Source organism: Acinetobacter sp. YH01019, from assembly GCF_013420285.1.
Classification (GTDB): Bacteria; Pseudomonadota; Gammaproteobacteria; order Pseudomonadales; family Moraxellaceae; genus Acinetobacter; species Acinetobacter gandensis.
Genome location: NZ_VOYM01000005.1, coordinates 23,751 through 39,907 on the forward strand (window position 1 = coordinate 23,751; position 16,157 = coordinate 39,907).

Below are 16,157 nucleotides of genomic sequence, written 5' to 3' on the forward strand. Positions count from 1 at the left end.
AAGTACAAGAAACACAGATTGATCCCAAAACTAAGATAAAAATAGGAGCAATATCATATGAGTTATTCAATTTTTCTTAAAATTCAGCCAGAAACTTATCAACGTTTTGATTCGATTTATCAAAAATTAAATGCAGGTGAGTCTGAAAGCCAGTCTAAAGTTTTGGGTGACAATCTCGCAGATATTACCTGCGAAATCTTAGATCAAGTGTTTGGTCAAATGGCGCGTATGAATAAATCGGGAGATAACGAGTCTGAAAAAATTATTCAGCAAATTCGTGAAACGACCCGAAAGTATATGCCATGGTCGGTGTCTTTCTTTGGCAATGACCGTTTAAAACCCATGGTGAATTATTTACATGGTCGTTTTTATCAAGAAAATGGTCAGCATTTTATGAATTACCCAGTAGATGCCGCACTTGCCAATGAATTGTTGGGTTGTGTGAATCAAATGAAGGAAGGCAATAATCAATATGTATCGCCTGCTTTAAAAGCCTTTACCAAAGTGGTGGATGAGGGCGTAACACACTTAGTGCGTGAACCAAAAAAAATGCTGAAGTTTAATATGGTGGTGGATAAAACCTTAAATGGTGTCATTAATTTGACCACGCAATTGGGTTATAAACGTTTTGATAAATTAGGTAAAACTTATAATGCACAAGACATGAGTCAATATTTTGACCATTTTATGGCATTTTTTAATGATAAGTCGGTAAAAAGTTAATTAAAAACAAAGTGAAGGGCATAGGCACGCGCATGGCAAAGTTTGAAAATTTAGATGGCAAAGTGGTGTGGATTACCGGTGCATCATCCGGTATTGGTAAAACCATGGCAGCAGAATGTGCAGCACAAGGGGCGCAGCTTATTCTTACGGCGCGTCGTGTAGATGAATTGGAAAGTGTACGTTTAAGCCTTACAAACCCTGAGCATCATATAGTCGTTGCAGCAGACTTAACCAATGAAAATCAAGTGCGACATGCCTATGAGCAAGTTTTACAGCGTAAAGGTCGTATCGATTGGCTAATTAATAATGCCGGGCTTAGCCAACGTGCCTTGATTAGTGAAACGTCCATGCAAACTGAACGCGCTATTATGGAAGTAGATTACTTCTCGCAAGTATTCTTAACCAAAACGGTATTACCGACCTTTCTAGCTCAAAAATCTGGGCGTATTGCTTTTGTCTCGAGTGTGGCAGGCTTGCTAGGTACGCAATATCGAGCGTCTTACTCGGCGGCCAAAGCAGCCATTCACATGTGGGCAAATAGCTTACGGGCTGAAGTTGCTCAAGATGGCATTGAAGTTTCGGTAATCTTCCCTGGTTTTGTTAAAACCAATGTTTCGATAAATGCACTGAATGGTGAAGGTAAAGCACAAGGCTATGACAATGAAGCCACTGCCAATGGTTTAGAAGCTGATGATTTTGCTAAAATAACCATTAAAGCTTTACAGCAAGGGCAAGAATATATTGTAGTAGGTGGTCGCAAGGAAAAACTCGGCGTTGTGGTATCACGACTATCGCCGAAGACCTTATATAAGATGATTCGTAAAATGAAAGTGAAGTAATACAGATCCATTTTCAAAAGTTTATGAATTTAAAAAGCCTCCATGACTAGCAATAAAGATATAGGAGGCTTTTTATTTTTTAACCCTGAATTGCCGTGCCATAAGCAAAGACTTCAACCATACCGCCTTGCATGCCCAGCTCGGTGGTACTTAAACGTAAGCCCATAATATGAGTTGCACCCATATTTTCCGCTTCTTGTTTTAAGCGAACTAACGCTTCACGGCGCGCACGTTCGACCACACTTTCATAGCTGGTCAAACGACCCCCAAAAAAGTTTTGAATGTTGGCAATCACATACTTAAAGTAATCATGTGAAATGACAACATTACTCGAAATCATTTGGCCTGTCTGTGTACTGGTTTTAAAACGATTATTGTCTACACGAATATGTGCCAACCTTCGTTCTTGTTCTTCCAATTCTCTCAGATGTTTTTGTTCGGCATGACGACCAAATCCCCAGCCGATGCAAAACAGCACCACAAAAATCAGGACTTTTAAAATAAAAGCATCCATGACTTAGTCCTGTGTTGGAAATGGATCTGGAATTTTATGTTGTAGTGGTTCAACACGAACAGCCGTGCCGTAGACAAATAACTCCGATGCGCCTTGGGCGATATTTGATGTTGAGAAGCGGATACCCACGACTGCATTTGCACCCATCGCACGGGCTTTATCAATCATACGGCTCATGGCTTCTTGACGAGATTCTTCTAATAATTCGGTATAGCCTTTAAGTTCACCACCGACAATATTTTTTAAGCCAGCCATAAAGTCACGGCCAACATGTTTACTGCGTACTGTACTGCCATAAACCACGTCTAATTGTTGGGTAATGGTGTGGCCTGGAACAGATTCGAGATTACTTAAAAGCATTTTTAATATCAAAAAGTAAAGAGATGAATTGAAGATAGAAAAGTCTCATTGAAAAAGCAATAAAAAAAGCCCACCGAAGTGAGCTTTTATTTCGTACTTTAGCTAAGCTAAAAACGAATGATTATTTTGTCGCTGCCGCTTTACGTTCAGCAGTTGAAGGTTGGTATTGAACAGCATCAGATGAGTTGGCTTTAATACCACCACCCAAGGTTTTATAAAGCTCAACTTGGTTATTCAAATTGGCTTGTTCGAGCAACAATAAACCTTGCTCAGCTGCATAAGATGCGCGCTGTGCATCAAGGACAGTTAAGTAGCTATCAATACCTGCACGGAAGCGGGCATTTGATAGTTTATAAGTTGTATTGGTTGCATCAACTAAACGACGTTGTGCTGCAATACGGTCACCAATGTTTTGACGAACAGCTAAAGCATCATTCACTTCACGGAAAGCTGATTGCACTGATTTTTCATAATCAGACAATGCAATTTTCTGGTCAGTTTCAGAGACTTTAATGTTGGCTTGACGTGTACCCCAGTCGAAGATAGGAATATCTAAGCTTGGGCCTGCAGACCATACAAAGTTGCCTGATTTGAACAAATCACCTAGGTCAGTCGAAGCATAACCTGCTGAACCCGTTAAGCTGATGGTTGGGAATAAACGTGCTTTTGCTGCGCCAATGTTAGCACCCGCTGCAGACAGTTTATATTCTGCTGCACGTACATCAGGACGGTTGTTTAACAAGTCACTTGGAATACCTGAGCCAATGGTGTTGGTTGCAGTGATACGATTAACACGCTGGGCAGGAAGTAGGTTTGCCGGAACTTGTTGTCCTACAAGTAAATTCAACAAGTTTTGCGCTTGGGCAATTTGTGTCTTGTAGTTGGCAACATCATTACGTGCAGTTTCTACAGAAATTTGTGCTTGACGTACAGGAACTTCACTGTCGATACCTACATCAAAACGCTTTTTGTTCAGATTGTAAGATTCAAGCTGAGCCTTCAACGTTTGATCTGCAAGCTTTAAATTAGCATTGGCATAAGCATAGTTTAACCAAGCTTGAGCCACTTGGCCGATCAATGCAATTTGTGTTGCATCACGTGCACTTGCAGTTGCTAGGTAGCTATCTAAAGCGTTGTCTTTCAGGCTGCGTACACGGCCCCAAAAATCTAGCTCATAGGCAGTTACACCCAAACCTACATTATAAGAGGTGATAGGCTTGGTTATATTTAAAGTGTCTTGACGTAGTACGCCACCACTCGCACCGATCGTCGGTAATTGACCATTGGCAGTGATTTGATACTGTTGCTGCGCGCGGTCTATATTTAATGCCGCAGTACGTAAGTCACGGTTATTGGCTAAAGCTAAGTCAAGAACTTGTACCAGACGTTGGTCAGCAAAGAAATCTTTATAACCCTGTTCAGCCACTGAAGTGCCAGCTGCACTTGCTGTATAGCTTTCTGGGATATTGGTCTGAACAACCGGTTCTGGACCACGCATGCTTTGGCAGGCAGCCAAAGCAAGCGCAAGTGAAGAAACCGCAATGCTACGACCTGCAATAGACCATACATTTTGCATCACGATAAATGCTCCTGATTATTTTGTTGTTTTGGTTTGTACTTAAAGATACTTCGAATCCATACGTAGAACACAGGAATAAAGAAGATACCGAGTAGGGTCGAACTGATTACGCCACCCAATACACCATAACCTACAGAGTGTTGGCTACCTGCACCTGCACCCGAAGAAAGGGCAAGCGGAAGTACACCAAAACCAAAGGCTAATGTTGTCATGATAATTGGACGTAGACGCATTTTAGCGGCATGCAATGTTGCGTCAAACAGATCTTCACCTTTTTCTTGAAGTTCTTTGGCAAATTCTACGATCAAGATCGCATTCTTCGCGGACAAACCAATGACGGCAATAATTGCCACCTGGAAGTAAATGTTATTCGCCAAGTTTGGATTTTTGAAGAACACCATTCCAAGGAAAGTCAGTAGTAGCGCACCCAAGACACCCAGTGGTACAACCAATAATACTGAGAACGGAATTGACCAGCTTTCATACAAGGCAGCAAGACATAGGAATACGATTAACAATGAAAGTGCGTATAGGAATGGTGCTTGTGCGCCAGACTCACGTTCTTCTAGTGATAAACCTGTCCATTCATAGTCAAAGCCAGGTGCACCCATAGATGGAAGTTTTTGGATAATTTCTTCCATCGCTTTCATTGAGTCACCCGAACTTACCCCAATACCTGGTGAACCTTGAATGTTCACAGATGAGATACCGTTATAACGCTCAAGACGTGGTGAACCATAAGTCCATTCACCTGTAGCGAATGTTGAGAACGGAACCATCGTACCTTGGTTATTACGTACATACCATTGGCTTAAGTCTTCAGGCATCATACGTGCCGCAGCTTCACCCTGTACATAAACTTTCTTCACACGACCACGGTCAACGAAGTCGTTGATGTATGAACCACCCCATGCCATACCCATGGTGGTATTGATTTCAGCAATGCTGACACCCATAGCACCAGCTTGAGCTTGGTCAATCGTGATTTTGTACTGTGGTGTATCTTCTTGACCGTTTGGACGAACACCTATGAGGCGTTTATCTTGAGCAGCCATACCGAGCACCATATTACGTGCGTCGATTAATTGTTGATGTGTTTGACCTGCTGATGCTTTCAACTGAAGGTTGAAGCCAGCACTCACCCCTAATTCAGGCATTGCTGGTAATTGAATTGGCATGATGTATGAAGCATCCTTCACAATCATGTTCAATGCCATACCACGTTGAATAATCGCGCCAACCTGAGATTCAGGGCTAGTACGGTCTTCCCAATCTTTTAATTTAATGAAAGCAAGACCCGCGTTTTGACCGACACCTGTAAATGAGAAACCGGAAACGCTGAATACAGAGTCGACGTATTTTTCTTCATTTTTAAGGAAATAGTTGGTCATTGCGGTAACAGTTTTGTCCGTACGCTCTAATGAGGCATTCGGTGGTAACTGTACCAGTGTCATCACGACACCTTGGTCTTCTTCAGGTAAGAACGAAGATGGAAGTTTTTGGAACAATAGCACCAATAAACCAATCACAACTGCATAGATCACACCAGAGAAAATCTTATGGTGTGTCATGAAGTTCACGCCACCTTGGTATTTATCTGCAAGTTTATCGAAACCGTTGTTAAAGCCTCGAAAGAAACGCGCAAAAATGCTGTTGCTTTGAGGTTTATCTTTTTCATGTTGTTTCAACATGGTTGCACAGAGGGCAGGGGTAAAGGTCAAAGCCACAATCAATGACAGAACCATTGCTGTTACCAGCGTGATTGAGAACTGACGATAAATTACACCTGTCGTACCACCGAAGAATGCCATCGGAACGAATACAGCGGTTAAAACAGAGGTAATACCGATTAGGGCGCCCGAGATCTGTTTCATTGAGATTTCAGTTGCAGTCACTGGGTCAAGATGATCTTCGACCATGACACGTTCAACGTTCTCTACCACAACAATCGCATCATCCACGAGGAGACCAATCGCCAGTACCATCGCGAACATGGTGAGTGTATTGATCGAGAACCCAAACATGTTAATGACAGCAAATGTACCCAATACAACCACTGGTACAGCCAATGTTGGAATAATCGTTGCGCGCCAGTTCTGTAAGAACAAGAACATCACAAAGAATACGAGAATCACGGCTTCTACAAGGGTATGTACAACACTTTCAATAGATAACTTAATGAATGGCGTTGTATCAAAGGCAAGAGTATCTTCTAAACCATCAGGGTAGTTTGGACGTAATTCTTTTAGACGTGCTTCAACTGCTTCTGCTGTATCTAATGCGTTTGCACCAGTTGCTAGTTTGATTGCAACACCGCCGGCAGGGTTGTTGTTAAATTTAGAGTCGAACTGATAGTTATCCGCGCCTAATTCAACACGTGCTACATCACCTAAACGTACTTGAGCACCATCCGAGCTGTTACGTAGGAAGATGTTTGAGAATTGTTCAGGTGTTTGTAGCAAACTTTGAGCAGTAACTGTTGCGTTTAAAACTTGACCTTGTGTTGATGGTGCACCACCCAATTGACCAACAGCAACCTGCGCGTTTTGTGTGCGGATTGCAGCAGCAACATCACTCGGTGTTACTTTTAGGTTTGCCATTTTGGCAGGGTCTAACCATACACGCATTGCATATGAGCCACCGAATACTTGGACTTCACCTACACCCGCTACACGGCTAAGAGGTTCAGAAATATTCGAGTTTACATAGTCCTTAATGTCGTCGGCAGTCAACTTACCTGACGGTGAGTGGAATGCCACAACTTGCAAGAAGCTCGCGCCAGACTTTGTTACTTTTACACCTTGACGTTGAACGTCTTCAGGCAAAAGTGCTGTCGCAGACTGCAATTTGTTCTGAACTTGAACTTGGGCGATATCTGGATCAATCCCTTGTTCGAAGTTTAATTGGATTGATGCTTGACCGTTACCCGCACTATTTGACGAAATATAACGTAAGCCATCCAAACCATTCATTTGTTGTTCGATGATCTGAGTCACTGTATTTTCAACGGTTTCTGCAGATGCACCAGGATAAGTTGCAGAGATCGACACAGTCGGCGGAGCGACGGTCGGGTACTGCGCAATTGGCATTTTTGTTAGCGTGAGTACACCCGCCAACATAATCACCAATGCAATCACCCATGCAAAAATGGGGCGATGAATAAAGAATTGAGCCATTCAGTCTACTCCTTATGCGTTTGAAGTAGCTTTTTGTTCATTTTTTGGAGCTGCTTGTTCAGTAGCTTTACCTTTTTCTTTTGCAGCAGGTTGTTGCGCACCTTGTGCGGCAGCAGCCTGTGGTTGATACGGTTTTGCTACAACTTGTTGTTCTGGCTTAACTTTGGCAATACCATCAACAATTACTTTGTCGCCAGTATTCAGACCTTGAGTCACAATCCAGTTAGCGCCTTGAGTGCCCACTGTTGTTACAGGACGAGACTCTACAGCACCTTTAGCATTAACAATCATTGCAATCGCTTGACCTGTTGGAGTACGTGTAATTGCAGCTTGTGGAACAAGGTAGGCATTCGGAATCACACCTTGCACAATACGTGCATTGGCAAACATACCTGGTAGCAATAAGTGGTTCGGGTTAGAGAACACAGCACGTAAAGTGACTGTACCTGTATCCGGATTCACACTGGCATCAGAGAAAGCTAAACGCCCTTCGATTGGATATTCACTGCCATCTTCAAGACGTAATTTAACTTTTGTATTGTTGCTGCTGTCCAAGTTGCCTTTGCTTAATTGTTGACGTAAGCGAAGTAGCTCAGCACTCGATTGGTTGATATCAACATACATTGGGTCAAGACGTTGAATTGTCACCAATGGATCAGCCTGAGATGCTGTAACTAAAGCACCAGCAGTCACAGTTGAACGGTTTGTTTGACCTGAAATTGGCGCACGTACAGTTGAGTAACCTAAGTTAATTTCTGCATTTTTAAGTTCTGCCTGAGAGGCAGCAACATCAGCTTCAGCCAGTTTAACTTGCGCAACAATGTCATCATATTCTTGTTTAGAAATCGCATTCGATCCTACAAGTTGACGGTAACGACCTTCTTTAACACGTAACACACCTAAGTTCGCTTGTTGGCGTGTTAAAGCAGCACGAGCACTGTCAGCTGAAGCACGGTTTGTACGTGAGTCGATCTCGTACAAGGCTTGTCCTTCACGAACATAGCTGCCTTCTGCAAAAAGACGTTTAAGTACGACACCACTGGTTTGTGGGCGCACTTCAGAAATTTCGTAGGCAGATGTACGGCCCGAAAGTTCAACAGACTGTTCAACGCTTTGTGGTTGAGCAACAATTACACCGACTTCAGTTGGTGGCATTTGCTGTGCAGCAGCAGCTTGCTGTGCATCTTTAGGATCTTTGCTACAACCAACAAGTGCAATACTTGTTGCCAATGCGCAAGCAGTCAGGGCAGGTGCCCAAAGCTTTGCAGACATCATTGTTCCACCTCAATTAGATTTTTATCTAAATTATTCATTTGTTTACGCTTTACTGAATTTGATGGTGATCAAATAAAGTAGCGCGATCCAAATCAAACTAATGCTCCAACCGGATAGGACATCTGTCGGGAAGTGAACGCCTACATAAACTCTTGAAATCCCCATACAGAGCATCCAAATGAATGCAAAGAGAGCGATCAGTTTATGATGTGTATGTTGCCGATAAACCAAAATCATCAAACAGGCCAAAGCTGCCGCATAACAACTATGCGCGCTTGGAAATGAACTCCCGTAAGATGCTACAAGATGATACATTTCCGGAGGTCGAGGTCTGGTGAAAGTGAATTTAAGTAGCCATACGATACTTATACTTCCGAAGATCCCTATACTGATAAAAACAATTTCTGAGTATTTTTTATACCACGCCAAGTGTAAACACCATAGAGTGGTGAAAAATAATACAAAAGGCATGCCGCCCAGTGCTGAAAAAGCGGTGGTAATTTGATTAAAAACAGCAATACGGTGCTGACTCATCCATTCAACTGAAGCTAAATCAAAAAGATTAAGCAGAGGTGAATAGAGTGACAACACACTGATAATTAATGCAAAACAACCGACAATCAGCAGCAATCGTGGCATGCTTAATTCCTTGTCATTTTAACCGGTTTGAGCTCGGTTAATTAATGGACTAAAGTGTACTCATCAGTACACTTTATTTCAAGTCTGTGTAAATTATGCTGATTTTATTTTTTGTGTTCATTAACATCTTACTAAAATAAAACACAAATCTGCTAATGATTGTTCTTACTGGCTTGTGTGCCATCTTCAACTTCAAGTGGGGTTTTTGGTGGCCAGAAAAAGTCACTTGGTCGAGTTAGAAAATGAGTCATCACCAATTTAGCCAAGGGTTTCCATTGCTCAAATCTTACGCGACGTGCACGTAATGCCACAATAATGGTTAACGTGAAACTGACGAATAAGTTAGTCAGACCAATCAGGATAACCCCTAAAAATGACACAATAATTAAGCCGATATCTGGTGAGCCATTAATATTAATTAAACCTTGAATAAAATTGGCTGAAGCAAATGCAATATGACGAATATCTAAGGGAAGACCTAAAATGTAACCAATGGTACCCATGCTACCGAGCATAATGCCGAATAAGAAATTACCCGCTAATGCACCAAGATTACGTTCAATATAAGCAGCAAATTTATTAAGACGCTCTTGACCTAACCAGCGTTTGAGCTTCTGGTGTGCTTGTATACGTGGGCCGACTTTTCGGTACACAGCCATGTTGTCAAAATAACCTGCAATTAAGCCAGATAAAAATAAACAGACCCCTGCAATTGCAGCATGAGGTACAGCTAGTGAGGTAAATGGATTGAGGTCATGTAAGGTTTTTGCGGCTTTTGCATGATTCATCAAAGGTTCATGTAAGGCCATATCCCAACTCAGCGCAATCAGGGCGGCAACAGGAATTGCAATACTGATGTTGCCTAAGATTGCAATAAACTGGGTTCGAATGATGTTAATAATCAGTGCAGCCAATTCTGCAATCTGCGCCATTTTAGAGCCTTTACGGTGTTGGACCGTAGCAGCAAGTGCAGCAGCTGTCATAGCTGGCTGTTTGGTCGCAACTGTAAAATGCAAGACATGTATTAGCATAAAGCCGAGAGAGTAATTTAGGCTGTATGAAATGGCTTGCATTAAAGGCGCCATTGTCAAACGTGTCATTAGTACTTTTAATGTGGCCATACAGGCAATAATGACACCTGCACCCGCAGCAGAGCGGTACATGCTCATAAAGCCTTGTTTGTCCGTACTTACATAATGTTCACCAGTTTTACTGGCATTTTCAGTAACTTGTAGAGCCATTAATTCACTATTAGTAGCGAGCAAATCACGCACACTACGTTCACTATATATGGCTGAAGTGACATCGCTCAGTAGGCTACCCATCGAGATGTAGCGGACGTCATCTTCTTCAACAATTAGGTTAAGCAAAATTTCTAAACGATCTAAACATTGCTCAAGTAGAGACAGTAAATATGTCAGGCTGACACTCACACCAATACGTTTGGTTGCACGGCGGATTTTTAGGACAACATCGCGGCACTGCTCTAACATCACTAAAGCTTGAGATGCATCCGGAGGAAGTACCGCAGTCATCTGTTCTGCGCTTTGATGGAGCTTTTTATATTGCTGAATAAAATCGTTTATTTCACGGTTTTGTACCAAAAAAGGCGATTCATATTCAGTTAATTCAGGTTGTGCATTAATGAATTCTGGGTAAAGACCAATACCACTGACACGATAAGACAAGACGGTAATTGCTTTGATCAGCTCGCGGCGAATTTGTCTTTTTTCATCTTGGTTGCTATGCCCCTGATTAAATAATCGGAACAATTGAATCCATTGTTGATCTGGGATGCTATCGAGCCAATATTTGTCACTATGTCGATGGAAAACACGACGAACAAGATCTTGTAACTGCGTTTCATCATTAATTAAAGGGAGAAAGTGTGCACCCAGACGTTGAAATAATTGTCCCCAGAAACCATCCAAAGACAAAATCCCAGTATCAGCATAAAGACTGGTTTGCTTATATTTACTGATCAGCTTTAAGACAAAACTTTGCAGTGTTGAGGCTGCATCAGGGGTAATCAATAGGGCTTGAATAAAAGCTTGAAAGCGCTTTTTAATTTCGTCGGTATTTTTTGTGTCTTCAGGACGAATACGATTAATCAGTTCAATCAGTAAATTTTCATCCAGCACAGCTCGAGGCGTGTCGAGCTGTTGCTGCATGTTTAAAAATAAATCATTTAATTTTATATGCATAGGCAAGGGTATTACGATGAATATAGTGAATTATTGAATTCGATGTAATGCCAAGTTTGCTAAATTAATTAAGGCTTGACGATATTCTGTTTCTGGCAAAGCATCCAATGCGCTAAGTGCTGCATTGGTTTCCTCTGTGGCACGCTGGCTACAATAATCTAAAGCACCAGATGTTTGCACAATTTGGATCACACGATCTAAATCTGCTGTACCACCTGTTGCAATACTACGGCGAATAATCTCATGTTCTTCACCTGTTGTATTCTTTAACGCAGAGATTAAAGGCAAAGTTGGTTTTCCTTCCATCAAATCATCACCAATATTTTTACCTAATGTTTCAGCATCAGAGGTGTAATCTAAAATATCGTCAATGATTTGGAATGCGTTACCAAAATGACCTGCAAATTTACGCAGTGGCTCACGGAATTCTGGCGTTCCCGTTAAAATAGCAGCACCTTCGGTCGCTAATTCAAAGAGACGCGAAGTTTTACCATGAATGATGTCTAAATAAGTTTGTTCAGTCGTATCAGGTTGGTGCTGCGATTGCAGTTGTAGAACTTCACCTTCTGCAATTTCACACGTCCCGGTCGAAAAATCTTTCAGCAAGACATTGTTGTCTAAATCGACCAACAAATCGAATGCGCGTGAAATTAGGAAATCACCTACCAACACGGCAGTTTGATTATTCCAAGTTGCGTTGGCCGTTGGGCGACCACGACGTAAACCGGATTCATCAACCACATCGTCATGTACTAAAGTTGCTGTATGCAGCATTTCAATAATAGCAGCGAGCTTACGATGCTTTTCAAGGTCTTCTGCACCACATGCTTTTGCCGCCAGTAGACACATAATCGGGCGCATGCGTTTACCACCAGCTTCTACCACATGTTTACTGACCGCCATCACTAAGGCAACTTTAGACGTAATCCCTTCATTAATGAATGTGTCCATCGCAGCAAAGTCAGATGCAACAGGCGCGAGAATATCTTGCTTAAAGTCGATGGTCATATGAAGAGAAACCTCAGTTATTTTTAAATTACAGCCGTAGTGTAGCAATTTGATTTATGAATTACAGACAGAAACGTACTCAATTGGCTTAATCTTAAGTGATTTTTTTATCCTAGGGTATGTTCCTGTCGATTTTTTTAATATTCCTAAGTGTGTTTTTCCAAGTTTTAAAGCGCTAATACTGAAAATTGAAGCCTATATTAGCGAACGCGTATTAAAAATCCATTTCAATTTAAAATAACACGATCAAATGTCTGAACTTTATTGAGTTAAACGCCGCTGTTTAATAAATACACGCATGCTAAACTAATATTTTGCCTAAATAGCTTGTTGTTTTGCTGGTTATCCCTTAAAATCTCTGCCTTTGTGAAACCCCAGTGACGATCGTTTTAAGATCGGTATATCCCTTTACCGGCACGACAACACGGGCATGTTTGGAGTACATTTATGTACGCAGTAATCCAAAGCGGTGGTAAACAACACCGTGTAGTTGAGGGTGAAACCCTTAAAGTAGAATTATTGAAAGCTGAAACTGGCTCAACAATCACTTTTGATGACGTGTTGATGCTTGTAAACGGTGACAGCATTCAAATTGGTGCACCAGTAGTTGCTGGCGCTAAAGTAACTGCTGAAGTAGTTAGCCATGGTCGTCACGACAAAATCCGCATCATCAAAATGCGTCGTCGTAAACACTATCGTAAACAACAAGGTCACCGTCAATGGTTCACTGAGTTGAAAATTACAGCTATTTCAGGCTAATTACGAGGAGTAAGTAGACATGGCAACTAAAAAAGCCGGTGGTTCGACTAAAAACGGTCGTGACTCGAACCCAAAAATGTTGGGTGTTAAAATCTATGGCGGTCAATCTGTGACTGCTGGTAACATCATCGTTCGTCAACGTGGTACTGAATTCCACGCTGGTGTAAACGTAGGTATGGGCCGTGACCATACTTTATTTGCAACTGCTGACGGCGTTGTAAAATTCGAAGTGAAAGGCCAATTCGGTCGTCGCTACGTATCTGTTGAAGCGTAAGTTTTAATAGAAAAAAAGGCCCACATTATGTGGGCTTTTTTTTGTCTATAAAAATAGGATCAAAGTTTCAAGATTGTTAAAAATTATTTTTTTATCAATTAATCAAAATTATAAGTGATTAAATTCACATAAATAAGGGTGGGTCATAAAAGAATAAAAATACAAAAAAGGATAAAGACATTAATAAAATTTTAAAAACAGTGCTGGCGCATACTGACTTTCAGAAAAGGAATTGTTCTGATAAAAACCAAGAAATTGCACTTGAAAAGCTATTAGGACTTGCTGAAACAACTTCAATCGCTATTAAAGCTGTACCAAAATTACTTGCTGTGAGTATTCTACTCTCTTGGTGCAACAGGTTCGCAAGGTCTAAGCGACTTATGAAGTCGCACTCAATCAAGGTTTTAATGGAATAGAGTCTCAATGATTATTAAGTCTAAAAGGTGCAAATGGACAAGGTGGTCTTGACACGGAAGATGTGCTGAAGGAGTCCAAAGCCTATACCCATCATCGTGTGAATGAGCTCAATAGCCGATTTGATAGCTTTAGAGATGAAGTATATGCAGCCGTGGCTTCTAGTATTGCCATAGCTTCTTTACCACAACCAACTGATGCTGGATACAATAAGTTCAGCGTAGGTATGGGGACTTGGGAGAGTAAACAAATTTATGCACTTGGATTTAGCGGAGTAGCTGAAAGTAATAAATATGTATATAAAGTCGCAGCAACATCAAATTCTGAAGGTGATTTTGGTGCAGATGCTTCCATTGGCTAGTAATGGAAATAAAACATGTCAAATTGTTGTCTACTTTAAAAGCTCCGCATAATGACGGAGCTTTTTTATGCTTTACCAAAAACTTTGCAAAGCCAAAATGATTGATAGAAATAACACTCAAAATAAAGTAAAAGATCTGCAAATTTCTCCATCATGATGAATAAAAATGATCAAATTGAATTAATAACCATACAAAACTTCTTATTTTCTCTAAATTTAGCAGCTGAAATTGGTTTAAGATGGCTTATCTAACAAATTGCATTGATGCAAATATAAAAGGTGAATCTATGAAAATGCTTCGTAAAACCATCTGTGCTATGGCATTAGGTGCAGCGACTCTGGCACCTGTAATGAGTACTACAGTATTCGCTGCGCCAGTAGCAGCGTCGGAGCAACAGGCAACTGCGAATCTTGTAAAACAGCTGTCTGGGATTAAAAGCTTTACTGCAAACTTTGAGCAAACCACCAAAGTAACCAATCCGAAGGCCACTCAGAAAAAAGGCTTAAGCGCGCAGCACATGAATCAGACTTTTAAAGGTGTGATGAAAGTTCAGCGTCCAGGTAAGTTCTATTGGGAAACCACAAGTCCATCGAAACAAACCATTGCAACTACAGGTAAAACGGTATGGATTTATGATCCAGACTTACAACAAGCTGTACGTCAAAGCCTAGATGAGCAAGTAGCAAATACACCAGCCTTGTTATTGTCGGGTAATACGGCTCAAATTATGAAGTCTTACCGTATTACGCAGCCGAATAAGAGCAAAACTTATTACACTCTATATCCAAAAAGCGATGATGGTGTATTCCAAAGCTTAACCATTAGTTTTGGTGCGAAAAATGCGCCTACATTGATGATTCTTCAGGATTCATTGGGTCAAACCACAAATGTGCGTTTTAACAACGTTAAAGTGAATGCATCAATTCCAGCATCGACCTTTAATTTTGTACCTCCAAAAGGTACAGATATTATTGATCAATAAATTTGATCTTTAGATATGCAAAAGAGCAGATAAATATCTGCTCTTTTTTTATGGATAAATGTAAATCAACTAAGCGTATGCAGCTATGCATTTAGTAGTATGCTTATTTTGCAAAGCTGAGCGTCAACTTTGCAGCATATCTGATTTGAGGTATAGGGATTTTAGGATGAAAAAAACACGTATCAATGTTTTGGCTACGGCTATCACAACAATTTTGATGGTTGGAGCATTGACAGCTTGTCATCCACGAAATGAACCTGTCGAAGATGCAAGCACGACACAAAGTAAACAAAAGACGACGCAATCGGTTCCCCTGATTGAATCTAAATCTGTTGTGGTTAATTTGCCGAAACCGCAAGCATGCGAAGCTGAAGGGTGTACACAATATTCCATTCAAACTGTAGAAACCAATGTTGATTGGATCAATCAATACTTCCTTGAGCGTATTAAGAAAGCGGATCCAATTGCATTTTCGCCTGAACCTAATGAAAAAGTGGATTTAGCACAAAATCCAGAAGCTGGCATGGGTCAAAGCACAACTTCGGTGCGATATATTAGCCAATGGGGCCATATTGCGACTTTTGCGATAGAAAGTTATACCTATGCCGCACATGCTGCGCACGGTATGTCTCATGTGGAATATGTCAATTTTGATCTGAATGCAAAAAAACGTTTAGCACTACAAGATGTATTGGTGAAAGGTGCCGATGCCAAAGTTATAAGTGCTTTGTTTGATTCCAATTCAATTTGGTTAGATAACCATGATATTGAACGCGGTAAATTACAACTGAGTGATAATTTCTACTATGGGGGTAACGGTATTGTGTTTGTTTATCCATTGTATGAATTAGCAAGTTATGCAGAAGGTATGCCTGAATTAAAACTACCGTATTATTCTGTAAAAGGTTTATTCAAACCTGAGTATTTACCGAATTTGCCAAATTATGAAACGAAATGAAGTTCATTGAGTCAATAATATTGATTCAATAAAGCTCAGGTGTAAGCTCGATCACTGTATTTTTAAGCGTTAAGAGCTTACACTATAGCCA

At 41.0% G+C, this 16,157-nt stretch carries 15 protein-coding genes; 7 read left to right on the top strand and 8 right to left on the bottom strand.

Annotated elements, in window-relative coordinates; all coding sequences use genetic code 11:
- The first annotated feature begins 57 nt into the window (after positions 1 to 57).
- Both FTT84_RS02365 and FTT84_RS02370 read left to right on the top strand, forming a co-directional pair.
- Positions 58 to 723, top strand: a complete 666-nt coding sequence (locus FTT84_RS02365; RefSeq protein ID WP_180079810.1) for a hypothetical protein — start codon at positions 58 to 60, stop codon at positions 721 to 723.
- 32 nt (positions 724 to 755) lie between these two features.
- Positions 756 to 1,562, top strand: a complete 807-nt coding sequence (locus FTT84_RS02370; protein WP_067764417.1) for an SDR family oxidoreductase — start codon at positions 756 to 758, stop codon at positions 1,560 to 1,562.
- Between the two features lie 79 nt (positions 1,563 to 1,641).
- On the opposite strand, the gene FTT84_RS02375 is transcribed toward FTT84_RS02370, so the two are convergent.
- The 8 genes from FTT84_RS02375 to sdsA all read right to left on the bottom strand — a co-directional run bounded on the left by FTT84_RS02375 (position 1,642) and on the right by sdsA (position 12,317).
- Complete coding sequence (locus FTT84_RS02375; protein WP_180057863.1) at positions 1,642 to 2,076, bottom strand: YbjQ family protein; 435 nt, start codon at positions 2,074 to 2,076, stop codon at positions 1,642 to 1,644.
- A 3-nt stretch (positions 2,077 to 2,079) separates the two neighbouring features.
- Positions 2,080 to 2,436, bottom strand: a complete 357-nt coding sequence (locus FTT84_RS02380; RefSeq protein ID WP_180079808.1) for a YbjQ family protein — start codon at positions 2,434 to 2,436, stop codon at positions 2,080 to 2,082.
- A 121-nt stretch (positions 2,437 to 2,557) separates the two neighbouring features.
- Positions 2,558 to 4,012 carry a multidrug efflux RND transporter AdeIJK outer membrane channel subunit AdeK gene (adeK, locus tag FTT84_RS02385; protein WP_180079833.1) on the bottom strand — a complete coding sequence of 485 codons (1,455 nt, stop codon included), beginning with the start codon at positions 4,010 to 4,012 and terminating at the stop codon, positions 2,558 to 2,560.
- Complete coding sequence (locus tag FTT84_RS02390) at positions 4,012 to 7,191, bottom strand: efflux RND transporter permease subunit (RefSeq protein WP_067764404.1); 3,180 nt, start codon at positions 7,189 to 7,191, stop codon at positions 4,012 to 4,014. Before FTT84_RS02390 ends, adeK begins: the two co-directional genes overlap by 1 nt.
- A 12-nt stretch (positions 7,192 to 7,203) precedes the next feature.
- Complete coding sequence (locus tag FTT84_RS02395; protein WP_180079806.1) at positions 7,204 to 8,466, bottom strand: efflux RND transporter periplasmic adaptor subunit; 1,263 nt, start codon at positions 8,464 to 8,466, stop codon at positions 7,204 to 7,206.
- A 42-nt stretch (positions 8,467 to 8,508) separates the two neighbouring features.
- A complete protein-coding gene (locus FTT84_RS02400) occupies positions 8,509 to 9,105 on the bottom strand; it encodes a phosphatase PAP2 family protein (RefSeq protein ID WP_180079804.1) in 597 nt (198 codons plus the stop codon).
- A 152-nt stretch (positions 9,106 to 9,257) separates the two neighbouring features.
- Entirely contained in the window at positions 9,258 to 11,309 is a 2,052-nt protein-coding gene (locus tag FTT84_RS02405; protein WP_067764395.1) for a site-specific recombinase, read from the bottom strand.
- Positions 11,310 to 11,339: 30 nt separating this feature from the next.
- Positions 11,340 to 12,317, bottom strand: coding sequence for an All-trans-nonaprenyl-diphosphate synthase (sdsA, locus tag FTT84_RS02410; RefSeq protein WP_180079802.1), 978 nt, complete (start codon positions 12,315 to 12,317; stop codon positions 11,340 to 11,342).
- Positions 12,318 to 12,764: 447 nt separating this feature from the next.
- On the opposite strand from sdsA, the gene rplU reads away from it, so the two are divergent.
- The 5 genes from rplU (at position 12,765) to FTT84_RS02435 (ending at position 16,066) form a co-directional block, all read left to right on the top strand.
- Positions 12,765 to 13,076 (top strand): 50S ribosomal protein L21, encoded by a 312-nt coding sequence (gene rplU / locus FTT84_RS02415; RefSeq protein WP_035267860.1) that lies wholly within the window; start codon positions 12,765 to 12,767, stop codon positions 13,074 to 13,076.
- A 19-nt stretch (positions 13,077 to 13,095) separates the two neighbouring features.
- Entirely contained in the window at positions 13,096 to 13,350 is a 255-nt protein-coding gene (rpmA, locus tag FTT84_RS02420) for a 50S ribosomal protein L27 (protein ID WP_067764378.1), read from the top strand.
- Positions 13,351 to 13,828: 478 nt separating this feature from the next.
- Positions 13,829 to 14,125 carry a YadA-like family protein gene (locus tag FTT84_RS02425; RefSeq protein WP_373684983.1) on the top strand — a complete coding sequence of 99 codons (297 nt, stop codon included), beginning with the start codon at positions 13,829 to 13,831 and terminating at the stop codon, positions 14,123 to 14,125.
- A gap of 287 nt (positions 14,126 to 14,412) precedes the next feature.
- Positions 14,413 to 15,108 (top strand): outer membrane lipoprotein chaperone LolA, encoded by a 696-nt coding sequence (lolA, locus tag FTT84_RS02430; RefSeq protein ID WP_067765007.1) that lies wholly within the window; start codon positions 14,413 to 14,415, stop codon positions 15,106 to 15,108.
- Between the two features lie 166 nt (positions 15,109 to 15,274).
- Positions 15,275 to 16,066, top strand: a complete 792-nt coding sequence (locus FTT84_RS02435; protein ID WP_180057844.1) for an RsiV family protein — start codon at positions 15,275 to 15,277, stop codon at positions 16,064 to 16,066.
- Positions 16,067 to 16,157 lie beyond the last annotated feature (91 nt).